Below are 21,902 nucleotides of genomic sequence, written 5' to 3' on the forward strand. Positions count from 1 at the left end.
ATAACCACCTCGGCAAATCCGCGATCCTCGAGAATCACCCGCACACTCGTCACAACTACCGGACGGGCGCGTTTGTTCCCGCTCCCGGTGCGTCCTCGCCGAGCACCTCGAGCGCGAGGCCGATCGCCCGGGCAACGGTGGCCGCCCGGATCGCCGCACGGTCGCCGTCGAGAGCCAGGCGGCGCACGGTCGAGCGCCCGTCCACCTGCACGGCGACGAACACCGTGCCGACCGGCTGGCCGTCCTGCGGGTCCGGTCCCGCGACCCCGGTGGTCGCGAGCCCGACCGACGCGTCCGCGAGGCGCGCGACGCCTGCCGCCATCTGCTCCGCCACGAGCGGGTGCACGGCGCCCTCCCGCGCGAGCAGGTCCCCGTCGACTCCGAGCACGCTCGCCTTGAGGTCCGTCGCGTACGCGACGACTCCCCCGCGCAGGACGGTCGACGCGCCCGGCACGTCGACGATCGCGCTCGCGAGCGCCCCGCCGGTGAGCGACTCTGCGACGGCGATCGTGCGCCGTTGCGCTGCGACGAGCGCGACGAGCGCGGCGGCGCGGCCGGTCACCGCTTCGGACGCAGCCGGGCGGCCTGGACGAGGTAGTCGACACCCGTCACGACGGTCACCACCACGGCCGCGACCATGAGGACGACACCCACGACATGGACGAAGCCGGGCAGCACCCAGGTGGGCGCGAGCAGCGCGACGATCGCTGCCGACTGCAGGACGGTCTTGACCTTGCCGCCGCGCGAGGCGGGCAGCACGACGTACCGCAGCATGAAGAACCGCATGACGGTGATGCCGAGCTCACGCACGAGGATCAGTGCGGTCACCCACCACCACAGCTCGCCGATGATCGACAGCCCGACGAGCGCAGTCCCGACGAGCGCCTTGTCCGCGATCGGGTCCAGGAGCTTGCCCAGGTCGGTGACGAGGTTCCGCCGCCGTGCGAGGTATCCGTCGAGCTTGTCGGTGCTCGCCGACACCGCGAAGATCACGGTCGCCACCCAGCGCCACGTCTGGGACTCGCCACCGTCGGCGAGGAGCGCCCACACGAAGAACGGGACGGTCGCGATGCGGGTGGCCGTGATCGCGTTCGGGAGGTTCCACTGCTGGCGCCACGGCGTCGTCGTAGTCGGCACCCACCCAGGATAGGTCCTGCACAAAGGGCGTCCACGCGGGCTGCGTGCTGTCGGCGCCGCGGTCGCGCTAGTGTCCTCGCATGCGCCACGCCCGCCTCACCCCACGCGCCTCACGCGCGCAACGCGTCCTCCTGGGGGCGGCGATCGTGACCGTCGTGGGCGCCGGAGGCCTCGCGGCCGCGACGACGGTGCGCGATGACACGCGGGGCGCCCAGGCCACCACGACCACGACGAGCGCAGCGGGGACGGACGCATCGGCGCCGACCACGACGACGCCCGCGCTCCCAGAGGACATCAGCTTCACGATCCTCGCCGCAGGAGACGTCCTCCCGCACCTGCCCGTCATGAAGTCTGCGCGCGCGGGAGACGGCTACGACTTCAGCCCGCTCCTCGCGGGTCTCGACCCGTGGGTCCAGGGCGCCGACCTCGCGCTGTGCCACATGGAGGTGCCCGTCGCGCCGAAGGGTCGACCAGTGAGCGGCTACCCGATGTTCGGCACGACACCAGCGCTCGTCGAGGATCTCGCGGAGCAGGGCTGGGACGGCTGCTCGACGGCGTCGAACCACTCGGTCGACCGCGGCTACGCAGGTGTCGAGCGCACCCTCGACGTGTTCGACTCGGCAGGCCTGGGACACGTCGGGACAGCTCGCTCGGCGCAGGAGGCGGCGGCACCTGCGCTGTACCGCGTCACCGTCGACGGCCAGCCGACGCTCGTCGCGCACCTGTCCGCGGCGTACGGCACGAACGGCATGCCCGTCGACGCGGACAAGCCCTGGTCCGTGACGCTCATCGACACGGACCGGATCGTCGCGCAGGCCAAGGCCGCTCGGGCCGACGGCGCCGACATCGTGCTCGTCTCGATCCACGACGGCACCGAGTACCGCACCGCCCCGACGGAGCACCAGGAGAAGGTCGCCGCTGCTCTCGCTGAGTCGGGCCAGGTCGACGTCGTCATCGGCCACCACGCGCACGTCCCCCAGCCCATGACGCGGCTCGCGGGCGGGCCCGGGGGCCGCGGCATGTGGCTCGCGTACGGGCTCGGCAACCTCCTGTCGAACCAGTCGGCGGAGTGCTGCGCATCCGAGTCGTCCAACGGGCTCCTGCTCGTCGCCGAGGTCACGCGCGTCGCCGGCGGCCCTGCTGAGGTCACCGACATGACGTGGGTCGGCACGACCGTCGACCGTGTCGGGAAGCACACCCTGCACGCGCTCGCAGACATCGTCGGCGCGGCGACCGGCAAGCTCTCCGCGAAGGAGATCGACGCTCGCTATGCACGCGTGCGCGACGCCGTCGGCACGGACCTCCAGGAGCGCACCTCACCGCCCGAGCACCAGCGCAGCACCGTCGAGGTGATCTCCCGCCCGCGCTGACCGCCTGAGCGCAGTCAGCGACCGGTCTCGTTCCAGGCGTCGTCGACGCCCGGCGTGTCGTCGTCGTAGTAGTCGGTCGCGGCCGGCGGCAGGCCCGCGTCAGCCCCTGCGGCGTAGCGGTCGCCGTCCTCCGACTGGTCGTAGGCCTCCGCGCCCGAGCCGGGCTCAGGCTCCCCACGGAGCATCGCGAGGGTCCCGGCGAGGTCGTCGGGCTGCACGAGCACCTCGCGCGCCTTCGACCCCTCGGAGGGGCCGACGATCTCGCGCGATTCGAGCAGGTCCATGAGACGCCCAGCCTTCGCGAAGCCGACGCGCAGCTTGCGCTGGAGCATCGACGTCGACCCGAACTGTGACGTGATGACGAGCTCGGCCGCCTGCAGCAGGACGTCGAGGTCGTCGCCGATGTCCTCGTCGACCTGCTTCTTCGCCGCGGTGACCGCGACGTCCTCGCGGTAGACGGGCTTGAGCTGCTCCTTGACGTGCGCCACGACGGCGTGGATCTCGCTCTCGGTGACCCACGCGCCCTGGACGCGCATCGGCTTAGCCTCGCCCATCGGCATGAAGAGCGCGTCACCCTGGCCGATGAGCTTCTCCGCGCCCGGCTGGTCGAGGACGACGCGGGAGTCGGTGAGCGACGACGTCGCGAACGCGAGGCGGGACGGCACGTTCGCCTTGATGAGGCCCGTGACGACGTCGACGCTCGGGCGCTGCGTCGCGAGCACGAGGTGGATGCCTGCTGCTCGGGCGAGCTGCGTGATGCGCTGGATCGACGCCTCGACGTCGCGCGGCGCGACCATCATGAGGTCGGCGAGCTCGTCGACGACCACGAGCAGGTAGGGGTACGGCGCGATCTTGCGCTGCGATCCTTCGAGCGGCTTGACCTTGCCCGCGCGCACCGCGGTGTTGAAGTCGTCGATGTGCTTGAAACCGAACATCGCGAGGTCGTCGTACCGGGCATCCATCTCGCGCACGACCCACTCGAGGGCCTCGGCGGCCTTCTTCGGGTTCGTGATGATCGGCGTGATGAGGTGCGGGATGCCCTCGTAGATCGTGAGCTCGACGCGCTTCGGGTCAACGAGCACCATGCGCACCTGGTCGGGCGTGGAACGCATGAGGAGCGACACGATCATCGAGTTCACAAAGCTCGACTTGCCGGCGCCGGTGGCGCCGGCGACGAGGATGTGCGGCATCTTCGCGAGGTTCGCGACGACGTAGCCGCCCTCGACGTCCTTGCCGATACCGATCACCATCGGGTGCTCGGTGCGGCGCGCCACCGACGAACGCAGCACGTCGCCGAGCGCGACCGTCTCGCGGTCGGCGTTGGGGATCTCGATCCCGATCGCGGACTTGCCGGGGATCGGCGAGAGGATGCGGACGTCCGCGCTCGCCACGGCGTACGCGATGTTCTTGCTGAGGGCGGTGACGCGCTCGACCTTCGTGCCCGTGCCGAGCTCGACCTCGTAGCGCGTGACGGTCGGTCCACGGGAGAAGCCCGTGACGGACGCGTTGATCGAGAACTGCTCGAACACGTTGGTGAGCGCCTCGACGACCCGGTCGTTCGCGGCGGAGCGCACCTTGTGCGGCGGACCCTTGACGAGGCTCTCCTCGCTCGGCAGGAGGTAGACGACGTCGCCCTCGAGCATGGGCTGCTCCCCCGGCGGCACGGGAGCCGTCGGGGGGGCCGCGAGCTCGTGCGCGGGCGCGTCGACGGCCGTGATCGCCTCGGTCACGGCGTCGTGGTCGACGGGCGCAGCGAGCGCCTCGGTCGCCGCCGCGAGCACCTCCGTCTCCTCGGCCGCCTCGATCTCGCCGCGGAGCGCGGCAGCCTCGAACGCCTCGTCGCCGACGTAGCCGGGAAGCCCGTCGTGCTGCGCGACGTCCTGCGCGCGGGACCCGCCTCGGCCGAACCGACGCCGACGCTTGGGCGCCTCCTCGGGCTCACCGTCATGCCGGGACACTCCCTCGGCGAGGGCCAGGGGCCCGTCCTCGTCCACGTCCGCAGGGACGCCCTTGCCCGTGAGGCGGTCCAGGAGCGTCCGGAGCCGCGGGACGATCTGGTTGATGGGGGTCGCGGTGAGCACCAGGATCCCGAAGAACCCGAGGATGAGCAGGACCGGCACGGCGATCCACGCGCTCAGACCGGCGACGAGCGGGTTGCCAGCGACGACGCCGACGAGGCCGCCGGCGGACTGCACGGCATCCCACCGCGGCGGGGCCGGCAGCTCTGCCCAGACCGCGACCAGTCCGCACACGGACACGACCATCGCCGTGAGACCGATCGACTTGCGGCTCGTGACGGCCGAGTCGGTGGGGTTGCGCATGAAGCGCACCGAGAGCCACAGCAGGAGCAGCGGCACGACGACGCCCACGATGCCGACCGCGCCCGCCACGACCACGTGCACGAAGTCCATGACGAACCCCTCGAGCCGGAACCACTCCCGGCCCGCCGTGATGATCGTCAGCGCGAGGAGCAGCAGCGCGACACCGTCGCGGCGGTGAGCCGGGTCGAGGTCGTGCGCGCCCTGGCCGATCCGCCGCGCGGAGCCGCCCACGAGGTGGGCGCAGCCCATCCAGGCTCCCTTGACCATCCGGACAGGGAGCGGTGACCGTGCCGGTCCTGCGTCCGTCACGGGCTTGCGCCCGGTCGAGCCGGCGCGCGCGGACCCGGACTTCGCGGCCGCGGGGCGCGCGGCTCCACCCGAGGCGCGCACCGTCGTCGAACGGTTGCGCGTTCCGGAAGAGGAGCTGGACCCACGTGTCGCCATGCTGCGAAATCTACCGTCCAGACGCACGCAGCCCCGGCAGGCGCCGCCGTGAGGCGGGCTGCCGGGGCTGCGTGGCGAGGATCACGCCTCGACGACCACCGGGATGATCATCGGGCGACGACGCAGCCGGTTCGACACGAAACGACCGACGACGCGGCGCATCACCTGCTGCAGCTGGTGCGTGTCGACGCTGCCCGTCGAGGCTGCCTCCTCGAGGGCAGCGGTGAGCTGCGGCAGGATCGACTCGAAGACGGCCTCGTCCTCGGCGAAGCCGCGAGCGTGGATCTCGGGCCCTGCGAGGACCTTGCCGGTCCCCGAGTCGATCACGGCGAACAGGGAGATGAAGCCCTCCTCGCCGAGGATCCGCCGGTCCTTGAGCTCCGCGTCCGTGAGCTCGCCGACGCTCGAGCCGTCCACGTAGACGTAGCCGCACGGGACCGCGCCCACGATCGACGCCTTACCGTCGACGAGGTCGATCACGAAGCCGTCCTCAGCGAGCACGACGCGCTCAGGCGGAACGCCCGTGCGCACCGCGAGGGCGCCGTTCGCGACCAGGTGACGCACCTCGCCGTGGACCGGCATGACGTTCTTCGGTCGAAGGATGTTGTAGCAGTACAGGAGCTCGCCGGCGGAAGCGTGGCCCGAGACGTGAACCTTGGCGTTGCCCGAGTGCACGACGCGTGCGCCGAGGCGCGTGAGGCCGTTGATGACGCGGTAGACCGAGTTCTCGTTGCCCGGGATGAGCGACGACGCGAGGATCACCGTGTCGCCGGGACCGACAGACACCTTGTGGTCACGGTTCGCGATGCGCGACAGCGCGGCCATCGGCTCACCCTGCGAGCCGGTGCACATGAGCACGACCTGATCGTCGCGCAGCGTGTCGATCTTCTTGATGTCGATGAGCAGACCCTCGGGCACGTCGAGGTACCCGAGCTCTGCCGCGATCCCCATGTTGCGGACCATCGAGCGGCCGACGAACGCGACGCGGCGCCCGTGGGAGTGCGCAGCGTTGAGGACCTGCTGGACCCGGTGCACGTGCGACGCGAAGGACGCGACGACGACGCGCTTCTCGCACGTGTCGAACACGGCGTCGAGCACGGGGCCGATCTCCGTCTCGTTCGTGACGAAACCGGGGACCTCGGCGTTCGTGGAGTCGACCATGAACAGGTCGACGCCCTTCTCGCCGAGGCGCGCGAACGCGCGCAGGTCGGTGACGCGCCCGTCGAGCGGGAGCTGGTCCATCTTGAAGTCGCCCGTGTGCAGGACGGTTCCCGCCGACGTGGTCACCGCGACCGCGAGCGCGTCCGGGATCGAGTGGTTGACGGCGACGAACTCGCAGTCGAACACACCGAGCTTCTCGGTCTGCCCCTCCTTGACCGTGAGGGTCAACGGGGTGATGCGGTGCTCCTTGAGCTTCGCCTCGATGAAGGCGAGCGTGAGCTGCGACCCGACGAGCGGGATGTCGCGGCGCAGACGCAGGAGGTAGGGCACGCCACCGATGTGGTCCTCGTGACCGTGCGTCAGGACGATCGCCTCGATGTCGTCGAGGCGGTCCTTGATGTAGTCGAAGTCGGGGAGGATCAGGTCGACCCCGGGCTGGTGGTCCTCAGGGAACAGGACGCCGCAGTCGATGATCAGCAGGCGTCCCTCGTGCTCGAGGACCGCCATGTTCCGGCCGACCTCACCGAGCCCGCCGAGGGGCACGATGCGCAGGGCGCCGGGTGCCAAGGGAGGCGGTGCGGGAAGCTCGGGGTGGGAGTGGCTCAACGTGGTGCCTTTCGTTCTGCTCAGTCGACCAGGCCGGCAGCCACCAGGTGGCTGCGCACGCCGACGACCTCGTCATCGGTGGCTGCCACCTGGGGCAGCCGAAGAATGCGGTTGGGAAGCAGGCCGAGGATCTCGAGCGCTGCCTTGGCCATGACGGCCTGGAAGCCGGCGCCGTTGACGGCGTCGATCGCTTCCGTGATGGTCGAGAACACGCGCCAGGCGCGGGCGTGGTCGCCCGCGTCGAAGGCTGCGGTGATCTCGGCGAGCTGGTCGCCGACGAGGTGCCCGGCGACCGACACGATGCCGCTCGCGCCGTACGCGAGATAGGCGGGGTACAGCGAGTCGTCACCGCAGTACCAGGCGAGGCCGGTCGATGCGATGAGCTTGGAGGCCCCGTAGATGTCACCCGTCGCGTCCTTGATCGCCACGACGTTCTGGTGCTCTGCGAGGCGGCTGATCGTGCTGGGTGAGAAGCGGACCCCGGTCCGTGCCGGGACGTCGTAGAGCATGACCGGGAGGTCGGTCGCCTCTGCGACGGCGAGCGTGTGCCGGTAGACGCCCTCCTGGCTCGGTCGCGAGTAGTAGGGGCTCACGACGAGGAGGCCGTGCGCCCCCGCTGCTGCTGCCTGCTCGGCCATGCGCACGGCGTGCGCCGTGTCGTTCGAGCCGGCACCGGCGACGATCCGTGCGCGGTCTCCGACGGCCTCGACGACCGCAGTGACGAGCTCGGCCTTCTCCGGCGCGTGCGTCGTCGGCGACTCCCCTGTCGTGCCGTTGAGCACGAGACCGTCGTGGCCGTGGTCGACGAGGTGGGTCGCGAGCCGCACCGCGGCGTCGATGTCCACCTCACCGTCGATACGCATCGGGGTGACCATGGCGGTGAGCACTGCGCCGAACGGGCGCGCAGGGGTCTGTGCAGGCATGGTGACAACCTACCGCGCCACGCCTCCGGGCGTGGGCTTGTCCGCCGTCGCGTCGTGCGGGCCAGGGCACCCCAACTGCTATCCTCGCGAACCGTGGGGGCAGGGACAGAACATGATGATGACACGACGCGCGCCGGCACGCCCGAGGGCGACGGCACCGAGGCGTCTCAGGGCGAGCGAGCCGCACGCACGGCCGTCGGCGTCTCGCGGCGCCGGCTGCTGACGACGACGTTGTCCGCGGCGGCGCTCGCCGCAGCGTCGACCTACGCGGCGTCCGACGCCGTCGCGCACCGACCACGCAAGCACAGCCCGACGTATCGCGTCTGCCCGCGCCCCGAGCTGGAGACGGCTCGCCGGGACGCGCGCGTCGTCTGGCGCGGTCACCCCGCGGAGCGACTCGTGTGCCTGACGTTCGACGACGGACCCGACCCACGGTGGACGCCGCTGGTCCTCGACCTCCTCGCCCGGCACGACGCCCGCGCGACGTTCTTCGTGCTCGGCTCTCACGTCGTCGCGCACCCTGACGTCGCCCGCGCGACCGCGCAGCAGGGCCACGAGATCGCGAGCCACGGCTGGGACCACCAGGACATGACCGTCCTCGAGCAGACGCCCCTCCTCGACGAGTTCCGGCGCACTCACGACGCGATCGTCGAGCACACGGGCACGACACCCCGCCTCGTGCGCCCCCCGTGGGGCAGGATCGACTCCCCCGGCCTGTGGGCCGCGTCGGAGCACGGGTACGACATCGCGCTCTGGTCGCACCACCTCCCCACCGACGGCGCGGCTGCGAAGGTCGACCGTGACATCGAGACCGCGAGCCCCGGCATGATCGTCTTGTGCCACGACGGGCGCGGCACGCCCGCAGAGTCGCTGTTCGTCGAGGTCGAGCGGCTCGTCGCGACGCTCACGGCGGACGGCTACCGGTTCGTCACCGTGTCGGAGATGCTCGCAGCGCCCGAGGCGCCCTAACGCCCGGAGCTCTCAGAGCGCTTCAGCTCCCGCGCGCTCGTACCGGGAGATCTCGAACCGCATGCCGTTCGCGGCGGTCGTCCAGCCCTGCGCCGGTTCACGGTCCACGAGCCGCCACTCGTCCAGGTCGACCTCGGGCGCGAACGTGTCCGCCTCGGTGAGGGTGTCGATCGTGGTCACGACGAGCACGTCCGCGTACGGCATCGCGAGCTCGTAGACCTGTCCCCCGCCCACGACCCACGCGTCCTTGCCGCGCACGTGCTCGAGCGCGTCCGCCAGCTCCGTCACGACGAGAGCACCAGGGGCGTCGAGCTCGGGGTTCCGCGTGAGCACGACGTTCTCGCGGCCCGGCAGCGGGCGGAACCGCTCCGGCAGCGACTCCCACTGGAGACGCCCCATGACGACCGGGCACCCGCGCGTCGTGGCGCGGAAGTGCGCCATGTCCTCCGGCAGGTGCCACGGCAGGTCGCCGTCGCGGCCGATCCCCCGGGCGCGGTCCTGCGCCCAGATCATGCCGAGCCGGCCCGCGGTCATACCGCGACCGGCGCGCTGATCGCGGGGTGGTGCTCGTACCCGTGCACGACGACGTCGTCGAACGAGTAGTCGAACAGCGACGCCGCGGGCTTCAGCTCGAGCGTCGGGAACGGGAACGGCTCGCGCGAGAGCTGCTCGCGCACCTGCTCGTGGTGGTTGTCGTAGATGTGGCAGTCCCCGCCGGTCCAGACGAAGTCGCCGACCTCGAGGCCGACCTGCGCCGCGACCATGTGCGTCAGCAGCGCGTAGGACGCGATGTTGAACGGCACGCCGAGGAACAGGTCCGCGGAGCGCTGGTACAGCTGGCACGAGAGCCTGCCGTCCGCGACGTAGAACTGGAAGAACGCGTGGCACGGTGCGAGAGCCATCGCGTCGAGCTCGCCGACGTTCCACGCGGACACGATGATGCGCCGCGAGTCGGGGTCCGTCCGCAGCGTCTCGAGCACCTGCGCGAGCTGGTCGACGTGACCGCCGTCCGGTGTCGGCCACGACCGCCACTGCACCCCGTACACAGGCCCGAGCTCGCCGTCGGCGTCTGCCCACTCGTTCCAGATCCGGATGCCGTTCTCCTGGAGCCAGCGGACGTTCGAGTCCCCGCGCAGGAACCACAAGAGCTCACCGACGACGGAACGCACGTGCACGCGCTTGGTCGTGACGAGCGGGAAGCCGCGCGACAGGTCGTAGCGCATCTGGTGGCCGAAGACGCTGCGCGTCCCCGTGCCGGTGCGGTCCGCCTTGGGCGTACCGGTCGCCATGACGTGCCGCAGCAGGTCCTCGTACTGCGTGTCGACGGGACCCTGCCCGGGGCTGGCGGTCGAGGTGCTGACGGTGTCACGCGTCGGGGCAGTCATGACCCAGATCGTAGTCCGGGCCACGCCACCGACGAGGGTGTGTCCGCGGTGTGCCGCGACGTCCGTCCGTGAGAGAGACTAGGCGGATGAGCCTGTTCTCCCCGACCGCCGACGTCTCGGTCCGCCCCGCGGTCTCGGGTGACGAGGACGCCGTCGCCCGTATCCAGCTCTCCGCCTGGGCCGCGACCCACACGGACGTCCTCACCGAGGACGTGCTCGACAAGCTCGACGCGGACCGCATCCGCGCTCAGTGGCGCGACGCGATCATGTCCCCGCCGGGCCCGGGCTTCGCCGTCCTCGTCGCGTGCTCCGGCCCGCACGTCGTCGGCTTCTGCGCCGTCGCTCCCGCTCAGCTCGTGTCGCTCGAGGTGCTCCCTGAGCACCGTCGCGGCGGTCACGGCTCTCGCCTGCTCATGGCGGGCGTCGACCGGCTCAGGTCGGACGGTGCGGACGAGGTCGTCACGTGGGTGCTCGACGGCGACACGGGCCGCGAGCAGTTCCTCGCCGGTGCAGGGCTCGGGCCCGACGGGCGCACCCGTCTGCTCGCGACCGGCCTCAAGGACGTCCGTGAGTCGCGCTGGAGCGCGTCGCTCTAGCGGAAGTCTCGCTCCGGCGGGTCGCCGTGCGCTAGCGGGCCCCGCTACGGAACAGCGCCGATGCCCGCCGCAGCCCTGAGCGCGCACGCTTGCGGTCCCCCGCGGCGTCGTACGCGAACGACAAGAGGTACCAGGCCTCCCAGCTCTCCGGCTCAGCCTCGGTACGGGCCCGCGCGACCTCGAACGCCGCGTCGGCCGCGTCACGATCGATCCTTCCGCCCGGCGACCGCGGCAGGTCGTCGACCGGGAGCGCCCCGCGCTCGGCGAGCAGGTCCGCCATGCGCTGCACGGTGAACGCGAGCTGCCACTCGCGCACGATCAGCCCGAGGCAGACGAGCGGCGCGACGAGCGCCGCGACACCCATCGTGATCCCGAACGGGTCGCCCGTCCGGACGAGCGCGACCCCCTTGCCCAGGACCGCCCACAGGTACAGGGCGAACAGCGCCGTGACGACGACAGCAGGAACGACTCCGCGCCGCATGCTCGGGGCCTTCAGGAGAGGTCCAGGACGTTCTCGAGGCCGACCGTCAGCCCGGGGCGGGACACGACCTCTCGGACCGCGAGCAGGACGCCCGGCATGAAGGAGACACGGTCGAACGAGTCCTGCCGGATCGACAGCTGCTCGCCGGTGTTGCCGAACAGGATCTCCTCGTGCGCGACGAGCCCCCGCAGCCGGACGGCGTGCACGCGGACCCCGTCCACGTCGGCTCCCCGAGCCTCCCAGCCCGTCTCGGTCGCGTCCGGGCTCGACGCGACGCCAGCCTCTGCGCGCGCCGCCGCGATCGCGTGCGCGGTGTGCCGGGCGGTGCCCGACGGCGCATCGACCTTGTCGGGGTGGTGCAGCTCGATGACCTCGACCGACTCGAAGTAGCGCGCGGCCTTCGCCGCGAACGTCATCGCGAGGACGGCGGACAGCCCGAAGTTGGGCGCGATGAGCACACCTCGCGCCGTGCCGCTCTCCGCGAGGCGCTCGAGGTGCTCGCTCACGCGGGCACGGGACGCGTCGTCCCAGCCCGTCGTCCCGACGACGACGTGCGCGCCGCCGTCGAGCGCGGCATGGACGTTCGCCTCGGTGACCGACGGGACGGTGAAGTCGATCGCGACGTCGGCGCCGCTCTCGCGGACGACCGCGGCGACGTCGTCGCCCACGTCGATGCGGGCGACGAGCTCGAGGTCGGGGGCGCCGTCGACCGCGGCGCACACCGTCTGGCCCATGCGGCCAGCGGCTCCGAGCACGGCGACCTTGAGGGGGGTGGTGGTCTGATTCGTCACGAGGTTCACACTAGCCGCCGCGATGACGCGCGCCGGGGCGTGTCCGCCCTCCGGCGCGCTGCGCCGCGGCGGGCTGGCGCCGGCTGGCAGGCGCGACGAAGCCCCGGCGCCCTGGCCCGCCGGGGCTTCGGTACGGTCACGTGGCCTGGTCGCGAGACTCAGCGGCCGAACGGGCCGACGCGCACGATCGTGCGGTCTCGCGACGCGAGCTCCTTCGCGAGGGTCTGCACGTCCTCCGCGGTGACCGAGCGCATGCGCTCGAGCGCCTCCTCGAGGCTCTGCAGCTCCCCGTGGACGAGCTCGGCCTTCCCGAGCCTGCTCATCCGGGAGCCCGAGTCCTCGAGCCCGAGGACGAGTCCGCCGGAGAGCTGACCGCGGCTGCGCTCGAGCTCGGTCGGCGTGATACCGCCGTCGGCGAGCTTCTCGAGCTCCGCCGCGAGCAGCGCTGTCACCTCGTCGACCTTGCTGGGCGTGCAGCCCGCGTACAGGCCGAAGATGCCGGTCCCGCCGAACCCGGAAGCGAACGAGTACGTCGAGTACGCGAGACCGCGACGCTCCCGGATCTCCTGGAACAGCCGCGAGGACATACCCCCGCCGAGCACCGCGTTGAGGACGGTCATCGCGTAGCGACGGTCGTCGGTCGCGCTGAGCCCGAGGGTTCCGAGCACGACGTTCGCCTGCTCGACGGGACGGTGCACGTCGCACTCGACGCCGCGAGGGATCTCGCCGAGGTCGGCGATCGAGTCCGTGCGGCGCGGACGCGGCGCGTTCGCAGGGTCGAGATCCCACCCTCCCGCGACGAGGGAGTCGGCCACCTGCGCGCAGAGCGCGTCGTGGTCGACGTTGCCCGCAGCAGACACGACGAGCGTCTCGGGGCGGTAGTGCCAGCGGTAGTGCTCCCAGACCGCGTCCCGCGGGACCGCGTTGATCGTCGCGGGCGTGCCGCCGATGGGGCGGCCGAGCGGGTTGTCACCGAGGACGGCGGTCGAGAACTCCTCGTGGACGACGTCGCTCGGGTCGTCGTCGTTCATCGCGAGCTCTTCGAGGATGACGCCGCGCTCGGTCTCGAGCTCGTGTGCGTCGATCCGGGCGGAGGTCACCATGTCGGTGATGACGTCGACGGCCATGGGCAGGTCGGTGTCGAGCACGCGCGCGTAGTAGCACGTGTGCTCCTTGCCGGTCGCGGCGTTGGCCTCGCCGCCGACGGCGTCGAACGACTCGGCGATGTCGAGGGCGCTGCGCCGAGCGGTGCCCTTGAAGAGCAGGTGCTCGAGGAAGTGCGTCGAACCGAAGTGCCCGTCGGTCTCGTCACGAGAACCGACGGGCACCCAGGCACCGAAAGATGCGGAGCGCTGGCCGGGCATCGACTCGGTGATGACCCGGACCCCGCCGGGCAGGATCGAGCGCCGGATGACGGCGCCGTCCTGCCCGGCGGTGAGCTCGCTACCGGGCTCTCCGGCCCGGGTGAGGGGAAGGTCCCAGCTCACGTCAGGCGTCGGCCTGCTCGTCGCCGGACTCTTCGCCCTCGATGACCGCGTGCAGCGACAGCTTGCCGCGCGGGTCGACCTCACCGATCTCGACCTGGACCTTCTGGCCGATCGAGAGGACGTCCTCGACGTTCTCGACGCGCTTGCCACCGACGAGCTTGCGGATCTGGCTGATGTGCAGCAGACCGTCCTTGCCCGGGGACAGCGAGATGAACGCACCGAACGAGGTGGTCTTGACAACCGTGCCGACGAAGCGCTCGCCGACCTCGGGGACGTGCGGGTTGGCGATCGCGTTGATCGCCGCACGAGCGGCCTCGGCCGAGGGGCCGTCGGTCGCACCGATGTAGACGGTGCCGTCGTCCTCGATCGAGATGTCGGCGCCGGTCTCGTCCTGGATCTGGTTGATCATCTTGCCCTTCGGGCCGATGACCTCGCCGATCTTGTCGACAGGCACCTTGACCGCGATGACGCGCGGCGCGTTCGGCGACATCTCGTCGGGCGTGTCGATCGCCTCGTTGATGACGTCGAGGATCGCGAGACGCGCCTCCTTGGCCTGGGTCAGCGCGCCGGCGAGCACGTCGGCGGGGATGCCGTCGAGCTTCGTGTCGAGCTGGATAGCCGTGACGAACTCGCGGGTGCCGGCGACCTTGAAGTCCATGTCCCCGAACGCGTCCTCGGCACCGAGGATGTCGGTGAGCGCCGCGTAGCGGGTCTCACCGTCGACGGTGTCGGAGACGAGGCCCATCGCGATGCCCGCGACGGCGGCGCGCAGCGGCACACCGGCGTTGAGCATCGAGAGGGTCGACGCGCAGACGGAGCCCATCGAGGTCGAACCGTTGGAGCCGAGAGCCTCGGAGACCTGACGGATCGCGTACGGGAACTCCTCGCGGCTCGGGAGCACGGGGATCAGCGCACGCTCGGCGAGCGCTCCGTGGCCGATCTCGCGACGCTTCGGCGAGCCGACTCGGCCGGTCTCACCGGTCGAGTAGGGCGGGAAGTTGTAGTGGTGCATGTAGCGCTTGCGCGTCTCGGGCGCGAGCGTGTCGAGCTGCTGCTCCATGCGGAGCATGTTGAGCGTCGTGACGCCGAGGATCTGCGTCTCGCCGCGCTCGAAGAGAGCGGACCCGTGCACGCGCGGCAGCACCTCGACCTCGGCCGAGAGCGTGCGGATGTCCCGCAGCCCGCGGCCGTCGATGCGGAAGCCGTCCGTGAGGATGCGCTTGCGGATGAGCTGCTTCTGCACCGAGCGGTACGCGGCGGAGAGCTCCTTCTCACGACCCTCGAACTGGGAGGCGAGCTGCTCGACGACCTCAGCCTTGATCTCGTCGAGGCGAGCCTCGCGAGCCTGCTTGTCAGCGATCGACAGCGCCTCGCCGAGGCTCGCCGTCGCGGCAGCCTCGACAGCGTCGTACGCGTCGGCCTGGTAGTCGGGGAACGTCGGGAACGCCTGGGTCTCCTTCGCGGCGCTCGCAGCGAGCTGCGCCTGCGCCTCGACGAGGGCCTTGATGAACGGCTTGGCAGCCTCGAGGCCCTGCGCGACGACCTCTTCGGTCGGTGCGACGGCACCCTCGTCGTGGATGAGGGTCCAGGACGCCTCGGGCGCCTCGGCCTCGATCATCGCGATCGCGACGTCGTCACCGACGACGCGGCCGGCGACGACCATGTCGAACGTGGCGCGCTCACGCTCGGAGTAGCGCGGGAACGCGACCCACTGGCCGTCGATCAGTGCGATGCGGACACCCGCGACCGGGCCGGAGAACGGCAGGCCGGAGAGCTGCGTGGACGCGGACGCGGCGTTGATCGCGAGGACGTCGTACGAGTCGTCCGGGTGGATCGCCATGACGGTCAGGACGACCTGGACCTCGTTGCGCAGGCCCTTGACGAAGAGCGGGCGCAGCGGACGGTCCACGAGACGGCACGCGAGGATGGCCTCGGTCGAGGGACGGCCCTCGCGGCGGAAGAACGAGCCGGGGATCTTGCCGGCGGCGTACTGCCGCTCCTCGACGTCGATCGTCAGCGGGAAGAAGTCGAACTGCTCCTTGGGGTGCTTGCCGGCCGTCGTGGCCGACAGGAGCATGGTGTCGCCGTCGAGGTAGGCGGCGACGGCGCCGGCTGCCTGCTTGGCGAGGCGGCCCGTCTCGAAACGGACGGTGCGGGTGCCGAAACGACCGTTGTCGATCGTTGCTTCGGCGAACTGGATCTCGGGACCCTCCACGGGTGCCCTCCTCTCGTCATCCGCCCTGCTCTCGACGGTCTTCGATCGAGGCCTACGCAACGCGTTCGCGCTGACGGGGGCCACTACCGAGGACCGGACGAGACAGGCAGGGCGGCGGTTCAGATGATGACGAACAAGTCTTCGTCAGGACGGTGACACTACGCCAGCCCGGACCCTGAGGGGTCCGGGCTGGTGAGGTGTCGGATCAGCGGCGCAGACCGAGGCGCTCGATCAGGCTGCGGTAGCGGTTGATGTCGACCTTCTGCAGGTAGCCGAGGAGGCGACGGCGCTGGCCGACGAGGAGGAGCAGACCACGACGGCTGTGGTGGTCGTGCTTGTGCTCCTTGAGGTGCTCGGTCAGGTCCTTGATGCGCTGCGTCAGCATCGCGATCTGGACCTCGGGCGAACCGGTGTCACCCTCGTGGGTGGCGTACTCGGTCATGATGGCCTGCTTGGTGGCCTTGTCGAGGGGCACGGCTCTCCTTGTGTTTCACTCGTTGCGCGGCGCCCTGGGGCTGGTTCACCCGGGCTCTCTCTGTCCGCGGCCGCTATGACGGCACACCGATCCTACCAGGCAGGCAAGAGCCGGCGCAGGACCTACTCAGCGCGCCGTGGTGACGGCGCTCACCCGAACTGTCTTCGCGTCGAGCGTCTTGACGGTGACGGTCCCCGAGAACGCCTTGGGCAGCGTGACGTTCAGGCGAGAGAGCCTGCTTGTCTTGGTCGCCTTGAGGGAGAACGTCTTGACCTTCTTCGTGCCCGTGTAGACGGCGATGCGGCCGTAGCCCTTGCCCTTGCCCGCGGTGACCTGGATCGTCTTGGCGCTCTTGACCTTCGTGACCGCGATGGTCGCGCCCTTCTTCTTCGTCGAGAACGCGAAGTCGCGGAAGTAGCTGCCGTGCCGGACCTTGGTCCACGCCTTGGATCCCTTGGACCGCACGAGCGTCCCGGTCGAGACCGGACGCGTGATCGTGGGGAACGTCGCGCGGGCGGACGTCGTCCTGCCGGGAGCGACGGCGCGGATCCCGACCTGGGCCGACGCGCCGCTCGCGATCGTGACGACGTACTTGCGGGACGTCGTCGTCGCGACGGTCTTCCACGCGCCGTAGCCCTTGCCGTGGGCCGCGGTGCGCACCTGGACCTTGTACGACGTCGCGCCGGGGACGGCCGCCCAGCGCAGCGTGGCCGTGCTGGAGAGCCGGACAGGGGCGACCGTGGCGGCGGGCGTGGTGAGCCCAGGCTTGGCGAGCGCGCTCGGCGCGGCCGGCACGTCGGTCGTCGCGGGGAAGCGCGGGAACGCGAGCGCGCTCAGCGCGACGCGTGCGTCGTCGAGCGTGACGAGACGGATCCGGCCGCTCGTCGGGGCAGGGAGGTCGAGCACCCGCGCGGCAGCGCGGTCGACCGTGGACGCCGACCAGCTGAGCGTCCCGAGCGGCGTGTCGCCGAGCAGGACCTGCGTGCGCCCGCGTCCCGGCCCCGCCTCGCCGTGGACGACGACGCGACGCGCGTCGCGCACGCTCTCAACTGCGAGGCTCGCGCCAGCGACGTTCGTGGACCGCAGGTTGCCGTTGACGGCGCCGTCACCCGGCTCCTGGGTCCAGCGGAGCTTCGACGACCACGTGATGGCCGACGTCGCCACGGGGCGTGCCGTCTGCGTCAGGATGCTGAGCGCCCCGCGGCGCCCCGCGGAGTCGACCCCGCGCACGGCCACGATCCGGTTGGCGCCCGCGTCGAGCCTGACGGTCGCGGACGTCGCCGTCACGGTCGCATAGGTACCCCAGCCGCGGGAGTCCGTCATCGCGTAGCCGTGGCTGCCGACGCGGGTGAGCAGCTCGTAGCGCACCGCACCGGGTACTGCCTGCCACGAGTATGTGGAGCCGGCATCGAGCTGGGCGGGACTCTGCCGAGCATCGTGCGCTGCGACTCGTGGTGCGGGCAGGGCGGCCCCGGCGTTGCCGTGCGCCGCTACCGCCTCGCCGACGGCGGTCTTGACCTTCTTCCGGATCTCGGGGAGCTTCGCGTAGAGGTACTTGCCGGGGCACGCCGTGATGTTCGTGTCGCGGTGCCCCTGGATGACGTTCACGGTGACGACCTCGCCCGGCTTGGCATGCACGCCGCTCTTGGTGCTGGTGCCGGTCGTGAGGCGCACGGTGCCCAGAGGGTCGAGACCGTGCTGGTACGCCTTCCAGGCGAGCACCCGCGAGATCGCGTCGACCATCGCGGCTGTCGGCTTACCCGTCTCGAGGTTGCCGATCGCCGAGATCCCGATCGTCGTCGTGTTGTACCCGCCGGCCTGGGCGCCGATCGGCAGCGTGTCGATCGCGCCGTAGCGCCCCTCGTAGATGGATCCGTACTTGTCGACGAGGAACTGGTAGCCGATGTCGGGCCACTTCATGCTCTGCGTGTGGTACGCGTAGATGCCCCGGACGAGCTTGGGGCCGTCGCCCTTGGCGTAAGAGTTCGAGTTGACCGTGTGGTGCACGTACATCGCGTTGAGGACCGCCGACTGGTCGGGCGTGCCCCAGCCCCTGCGGAGCTTCTCGTCGGCGCCCCACCCCTTGCGCGTGACCACGGTCGGCTTGATCTCGTAGCCGTTCGCGGCGGACGCGGAGGCGGCGGGCGCAGACGGCGAGACTGCGGCAGCGTCAGCGGCCGAGTCGCCGGCGTCGATGAGCTCGATGCGCAGACCCGACGGCGCTTCGCCGCTGAGCGTCCGCACGCGCGCCTGGATGCCGTCCGCACGGGCGGACGCGACCGGCTCGGTGCCCGTCCGGTCGGAGTCGGCAAGACCCTCGGAGGCGGGCAGCGTCGTCCACTCCCCCCATCGGCCGTCCTCGCGGATCCGCACGACGACCTCGATGACCTCCTCGGTGCTCGCCGCGTCCCACGTGACACCAGCCACGGTGAAGGCCTCGGTGCGCTCGAGCGCGCTCAGTGCTGCGAGGTCAGGGTCCTGCGCCGACTCGAGCGGTGCGACCTCCTCGGCGTGGTCCTCGTGGACGCCCTCAGGCTCCTGCGCCTCGGCGAGCGCCAGCGCACGGGACAGCTGCGGGTCCGTCTGCTCAGGGTCCACGGGCGCGTCGATCGCCGTGGGGTCGGCGGCGGCCTCGGGATCGATGCCGTCGAGCGGCAGCGTGGAGCGCTCTGGCGTCACGGGGGACGCAGCGGCGACGGGGAGCGTGACGACTGGGAGCGCCACCCCGGCGATGGTGAGCGCGGCCGTGAGGACGACCGGGACGATCCTGCGCATGCTTCTCCCTCTCGCGCGGCCTCGGGGGTGGCCGCCGTGTGCCTATCGGCGCGGAGGGCCCGACAATCAGCGAACGGGCCCGTCCGAGTTGCACGATAACGCACGGCGCGCGCGCACACGAGCCCCTTCAGCCTCACGCTTCACGCCGCTTGACGCGGCACGCGCGGCCTCTCGACAGCCCGGGCCGCGTCCTTCCAGGTCAGCGGTGCGCGAGCACCTCGCGGCACCGGTCGACGTCCTCGGCCATGCGCGCGACCAGCGCCTCGACCGAGTCGAAGCGCAACGTCGGCCGCAGGTGCTCGACAAGCTCGAGCTCGACGACCTCGCCGTACAGGTCGAGGTCCGTCCGGTCCAGGACGTAGGCCTCGACCCGACGCTCCACACCGGCGAACGTCGGATTCGTGCCGATCGAGATCGCCGCCGGCAGCACGAGGTCCTCGACCGGGGTGCCCTCGGGCGCAGCGTCGCGGCGCAGCCGCCCCGCATACACGCCGTCCGCCGGGACGTGACCCTCGATCGGCCACCCGAGGTTCGCGGTCGGATACCCGATCGTCCGGCCCCGCGCGTCACCGTGGACGACCGTCGAGCGCACCCGGTGGTTGCGCCCGAGCACCTGCGCTGCACGCGCGACGTCACCGTCGACGAGCAGGTTGCGTGCGCTCGTCGACGACCAGCGCCCGCCGCCCAGGCCCAGGTCCTCGATCGCGACGACCTCGAAGCCGTGCTGCGCCCCGAGCTCCGCGAGCGTCGCGAGCGTCCCCGAGTTCCCCCACCCGAACCGGACGTCGTGCCCCACCACGACACGTGCAGCGCGCAGGCCCCGCACGAAGCACGACTCGACGAACTCCTGCGGCGACTGCCGCGCGAAGTCGAGCGTGTAGTCGATCACGAGGACCGCGTCGAGGCCCAGCCCTGCGAGCAGCTCGAGCCGCTGTGCCGGGCTCGTGAGCAGCTCGGGCGCGTGCTCAGGCTGGTGCACGGCGCGCGGGTGCGGCACGAACGTCACCGCGACCGACGTCAGGCCGCGCTCGCGTGCCTGGTCGACGACGCTCCGCAGCACCTCCGCATGCCCCCGGTGGACGCCGTCGAAGTTCCCGATCGTGACGACCGTCGGGCCGAGGTCACCGGGGACCTCCGTCAACCCGTTCCAGACCTGCACGGCTACTCCTGCCCGCGGGTCGTGCCCGCACGGTCCGGCTCGGGCCCACCAGCGGTCCTGGCGGCAAGGTCCTCGAGGGTGCCGAGAACCGCGAGCGGCTGCAGACGCTCGCCCGCGACCTCGACGACGGCGACGAGCGCCCCGTCGGGCGCGATCGCCGCGACGGGCCCCCCAGCATCCTCGCCCTGACGGGCGATCCGTCGGCCGTGCAGCAGCTCGACCACCTCGGCGCCGGTCAGGTCGCGTGCCGCCATGATCGCGCGCGCCGCCCGTGCGAGCGGCAGCACGGGAAGAGGCTCGTCCCGCTCCTGGGCCGCGTCGACCAGGTCGTCGACGGTCGGAGCCTGCTCGACCTTGTACCCGCCGACGCGCGTGCGGCGCAGCGCCGTGAGGTGCCCGCCCACACCCAGGTCCGCACCGAGGTCGCGTGCCAGGGCTCGCACGTACGTCCCCGACGAGCACACGACGACGACGTCCACGTCGAGCACGACGCGCCCGTCGACGTCGACCCGGCGCAGCTCAACCACGTCGAAGCGCGAGACCGTCACCGGGCGGGCGTCGAGCACGACGCTCTCCCCCGACCGGGCCAGAGCGTAGGCGCGCTTGCCGTCGACCTTGATCGCGGAGACCGTGCTCGGGACCTGCAAGATGTCGCCCGTGAGCCGTGCGACGCCAGCACTCACCACGTCCTGCGTCACGCCCGACGCGTCGACCGCGTCGACGGGCTCGCCCTGCGCGTCGTCCGTCGTCGTCGTCTCACCGAGGCGGATCGTCGCGCGGTACTCCTTGTCGGCGCCGACGACGTACGTCAGCAGCCGGGTGGCCCTGCCGATGCCGATGACCAGGACGCCTGTCGCCATCGGGTCGAGCGTGCCCGCGTGCCCGACCTTGCGCGTGCGGGCCAGGTAGCGGACCTTCGCGACGACGTCGTGGCTCGTCCAGCCGAAGGGCTTGTCGACGACGAGGATGCCGTCGGGCGCGGGAGGCCAGGTCCGGGTGTCCGGACGGCGCTGGGGGCTGGGGGTCACGGGTCTCAACGTTATCAGCGGCGCGGCTGCGCCGACGCCGCGAACCGAGGACCGTCCACGGGGTGGTCCGTCACGCACGAGAGGGTCGGACCCGCATGCCGCGGTCCGACCCTCTGCGTGCGACGACGTCGCTCAGGCGTCGTCGTCCTCGGCACGAGGCTTCTTGTACGGGTCGGCGTCGCCGGCGAATGTCGCCTCGCGACGCACCTTCTCGAGCTCCGCGTCACGACGACGCGCCTCGAGCAGAGCCGAGTCGAGCAGCGCCGCGGTCTCGGGGACCGCGTCGAGGATGAACTCGATCGTCGGCGTCAGGCGGATGCCCGTCTGCTTGCCGACCTCGCTGCGGATGATGCCCTTGGCGCTCTCGAGCGCCTTGGCGGTGTCCGCCTGCGCCTCCTGGTCGCCGAGCACCGTGTAGAAGATCGAGGCGTTCTGAAGGTCGCCGGTCACGCGCACGTCGGTGATCGTCACGAAGCCGAGGCGCGGGTCCTTGATCCGCGTCTCGAGCATCTGCGCGACCACGACCTTGATGCGGTCAGCCACCTTGAGGGCCCGGGGGTGATCCACCATGTCGTCGCT

At 71.3% G+C, this 21,902-nt stretch carries 19 protein-coding genes; 3 read left to right on the top strand and 16 right to left on the bottom strand.

Annotated features, from left to right (window positions below; all coding sequences use genetic code 11):
- Positions 1–55: 55 nt before the first annotated feature.
- Together HF995_RS00510 and pgsA are read right to left on the bottom strand one after the other, a co-directional pair.
- Positions 56–562: a CinA family protein gene (locus HF995_RS00510; RefSeq protein WP_168445895.1), complete on the bottom strand. Its 507-nt coding sequence runs from the start codon at positions 560–562 to the stop codon at positions 56–58.
- On the bottom strand, positions 559–1,137 hold the full coding sequence (gene pgsA / locus HF995_RS00515) for a CDP-diacylglycerol--glycerol-3-phosphate 3-phosphatidyltransferase (RefSeq protein WP_168445896.1): 579 nt from the start codon (positions 1,135–1,137) through the stop codon (positions 559–561). The genes HF995_RS00510 and pgsA overlap by 4 nt, the downstream gene beginning before the upstream one ends.
- A gap of 80 nt (positions 1,138–1,217) precedes the next feature.
- Here pgsA and HF995_RS00520 point away from each other — a divergent pair, with 80 nt between their 5' ends.
- Complete coding sequence (locus HF995_RS00520; RefSeq protein ID WP_168445897.1) at positions 1,218–2,507, top strand: CapA family protein; 1,290 nt, start codon at positions 1,218–1,220, stop codon at positions 2,505–2,507.
- Between the two features lie 14 nt (positions 2,508–2,521).
- Here HF995_RS00520 and HF995_RS00525 read toward each other — a convergent pair whose 3' ends face one another.
- From HF995_RS00525 to dapA, 3 genes are all read right to left on the bottom strand, one after another.
- A complete protein-coding gene (locus HF995_RS00525; protein ID WP_168445898.1) occupies positions 2,522–5,272 on the bottom strand; it encodes a DNA translocase FtsK in 2,751 nt (916 codons plus the stop codon).
- Between the two features lie 81 nt (positions 5,273–5,353).
- Positions 5,354–7,039 carry a ribonuclease J gene (locus tag HF995_RS00530; protein WP_168445899.1) on the bottom strand — a complete coding sequence of 562 codons (1,686 nt, stop codon included), beginning with the start codon at positions 7,037–7,039 and terminating at the stop codon, positions 5,354–5,356.
- Positions 7,040–7,059: 20 nt separating this feature from the next.
- Positions 7,060–7,962 carry a 4-hydroxy-tetrahydrodipicolinate synthase gene (dapA, locus tag HF995_RS00535; protein ID WP_168445900.1) on the bottom strand — a complete coding sequence of 301 codons (903 nt, stop codon included), beginning with the start codon at positions 7,960–7,962 and terminating at the stop codon, positions 7,060–7,062.
- Positions 7,963–8,055: 93 nt separating this feature from the next.
- Here dapA and HF995_RS00540 point away from each other — a divergent pair, with 93 nt between their 5' ends.
- Complete coding sequence (locus tag HF995_RS00540; protein WP_168445901.1) at positions 8,056–8,931, top strand: polysaccharide deacetylase family protein; 876 nt, start codon at positions 8,056–8,058, stop codon at positions 8,929–8,931.
- 12 nt (positions 8,932–8,943) lie between these two features.
- Here the strand turns inward: HF995_RS00540 and HF995_RS00545 are convergent, their stop codons facing one another.
- Entirely contained in the window at positions 8,944–9,465 is a 522-nt protein-coding gene (locus HF995_RS00545) for a dihydrofolate reductase (protein WP_168445902.1), read from the bottom strand.
- Positions 9,462–10,316: a thymidylate synthase gene (locus HF995_RS00550; protein WP_168445903.1), complete on the bottom strand. Its 855-nt coding sequence runs from the start codon at positions 10,314–10,316 to the stop codon at positions 9,462–9,464. The genes HF995_RS00545 and HF995_RS00550 overlap by 4 nt, the downstream gene beginning before the upstream one ends.
- A gap of 86 nt (positions 10,317–10,402) precedes the next feature.
- On the opposite strand from HF995_RS00550, the gene HF995_RS00555 reads away from it, so the two are divergent.
- Positions 10,403–10,912: a GNAT family N-acetyltransferase gene (locus tag HF995_RS00555; protein ID WP_168445904.1), complete on the top strand. Its 510-nt coding sequence runs from the start codon at positions 10,403–10,405 to the stop codon at positions 10,910–10,912.
- A gap of 31 nt (positions 10,913–10,943) precedes the next feature.
- On the opposite strand, the gene HF995_RS00560 is transcribed toward HF995_RS00555, so the two are convergent.
- The 9 genes from HF995_RS00560 to rbfA form a co-directional block, all read right to left on the bottom strand.
- Positions 10,944–11,393 carry a hypothetical protein gene (locus tag HF995_RS00560; protein WP_168445905.1) on the bottom strand — a complete coding sequence of 150 codons (450 nt, stop codon included), beginning with the start codon at positions 11,391–11,393 and terminating at the stop codon, positions 10,944–10,946.
- An 11-nt stretch (positions 11,394–11,404) separates the two neighbouring features.
- On the bottom strand, positions 11,405–12,184 hold the full coding sequence (dapB, locus tag HF995_RS00565) for a 4-hydroxy-tetrahydrodipicolinate reductase (RefSeq protein ID WP_350308672.1): 780 nt from the start codon (positions 12,182–12,184) through the stop codon (positions 11,405–11,407).
- 158 nt (positions 12,185–12,342) lie between these two features.
- Positions 12,343–13,671 carry a M16 family metallopeptidase gene (locus tag HF995_RS00570; RefSeq protein WP_168445906.1) on the bottom strand — a complete coding sequence of 443 codons (1,329 nt, stop codon included), beginning with the start codon at positions 13,669–13,671 and terminating at the stop codon, positions 12,343–12,345.
- A gap of 1 nt (position 13,672) precedes the next feature.
- The gene (locus HF995_RS00575) at positions 13,673–15,886 is read right to left on the bottom strand and encodes a polyribonucleotide nucleotidyltransferase (RefSeq protein WP_168445907.1); all 2,214 of its coding nucleotides are present in this window, start codon (positions 15,884–15,886) and stop codon (positions 13,673–13,675) included.
- 205 nt (positions 15,887–16,091) lie between these two features.
- Entirely contained in the window at positions 16,092–16,361 is a 270-nt protein-coding gene (gene rpsO, locus HF995_RS00580) for a 30S ribosomal protein S15 (RefSeq protein ID WP_098457171.1), read from the bottom strand.
- Positions 16,362–16,487: 126 nt separating this feature from the next.
- Positions 16,488–19,136: an N-acetylmuramoyl-L-alanine amidase gene (locus HF995_RS00585; RefSeq protein ID WP_168445908.1), complete on the bottom strand. Its 2,649-nt coding sequence runs from the start codon at positions 19,134–19,136 to the stop codon at positions 16,488–16,490.
- A 199-nt stretch (positions 19,137–19,335) separates the two neighbouring features.
- Positions 19,336–20,295 carry a bifunctional riboflavin kinase/FAD synthetase gene (locus HF995_RS00590; protein WP_168445909.1) on the bottom strand — a complete coding sequence of 320 codons (960 nt, stop codon included), beginning with the start codon at positions 20,293–20,295 and terminating at the stop codon, positions 19,336–19,338.
- A gap of 2 nt (positions 20,296–20,297) precedes the next feature.
- On the bottom strand, positions 20,298–21,323 hold the full coding sequence (gene truB, locus HF995_RS00595) for a tRNA pseudouridine(55) synthase TruB (protein ID WP_168445910.1): 1,026 nt from the start codon (positions 21,321–21,323) through the stop codon (positions 20,298–20,300).
- 132 nt (positions 21,324–21,455) lie between these two features.
- Positions 21,456–21,893 (bottom strand): 30S ribosome-binding factor RbfA, encoded by a 438-nt coding sequence (gene rbfA / locus HF995_RS00600; protein ID WP_168445911.1) that lies wholly within the window; start codon positions 21,891–21,893, stop codon positions 21,456–21,458.
- Positions 21,894–21,902 lie beyond the last annotated feature (9 nt).

The sequence above is a fragment of the Sanguibacter hominis ATCC BAA-789 genome (genome assembly GCF_012396185.1).
GTDB classification, from domain to species: Bacteria; Actinomycetota; Actinomycetes; order Actinomycetales; family Cellulomonadaceae; genus Flavimobilis; species Flavimobilis hominis.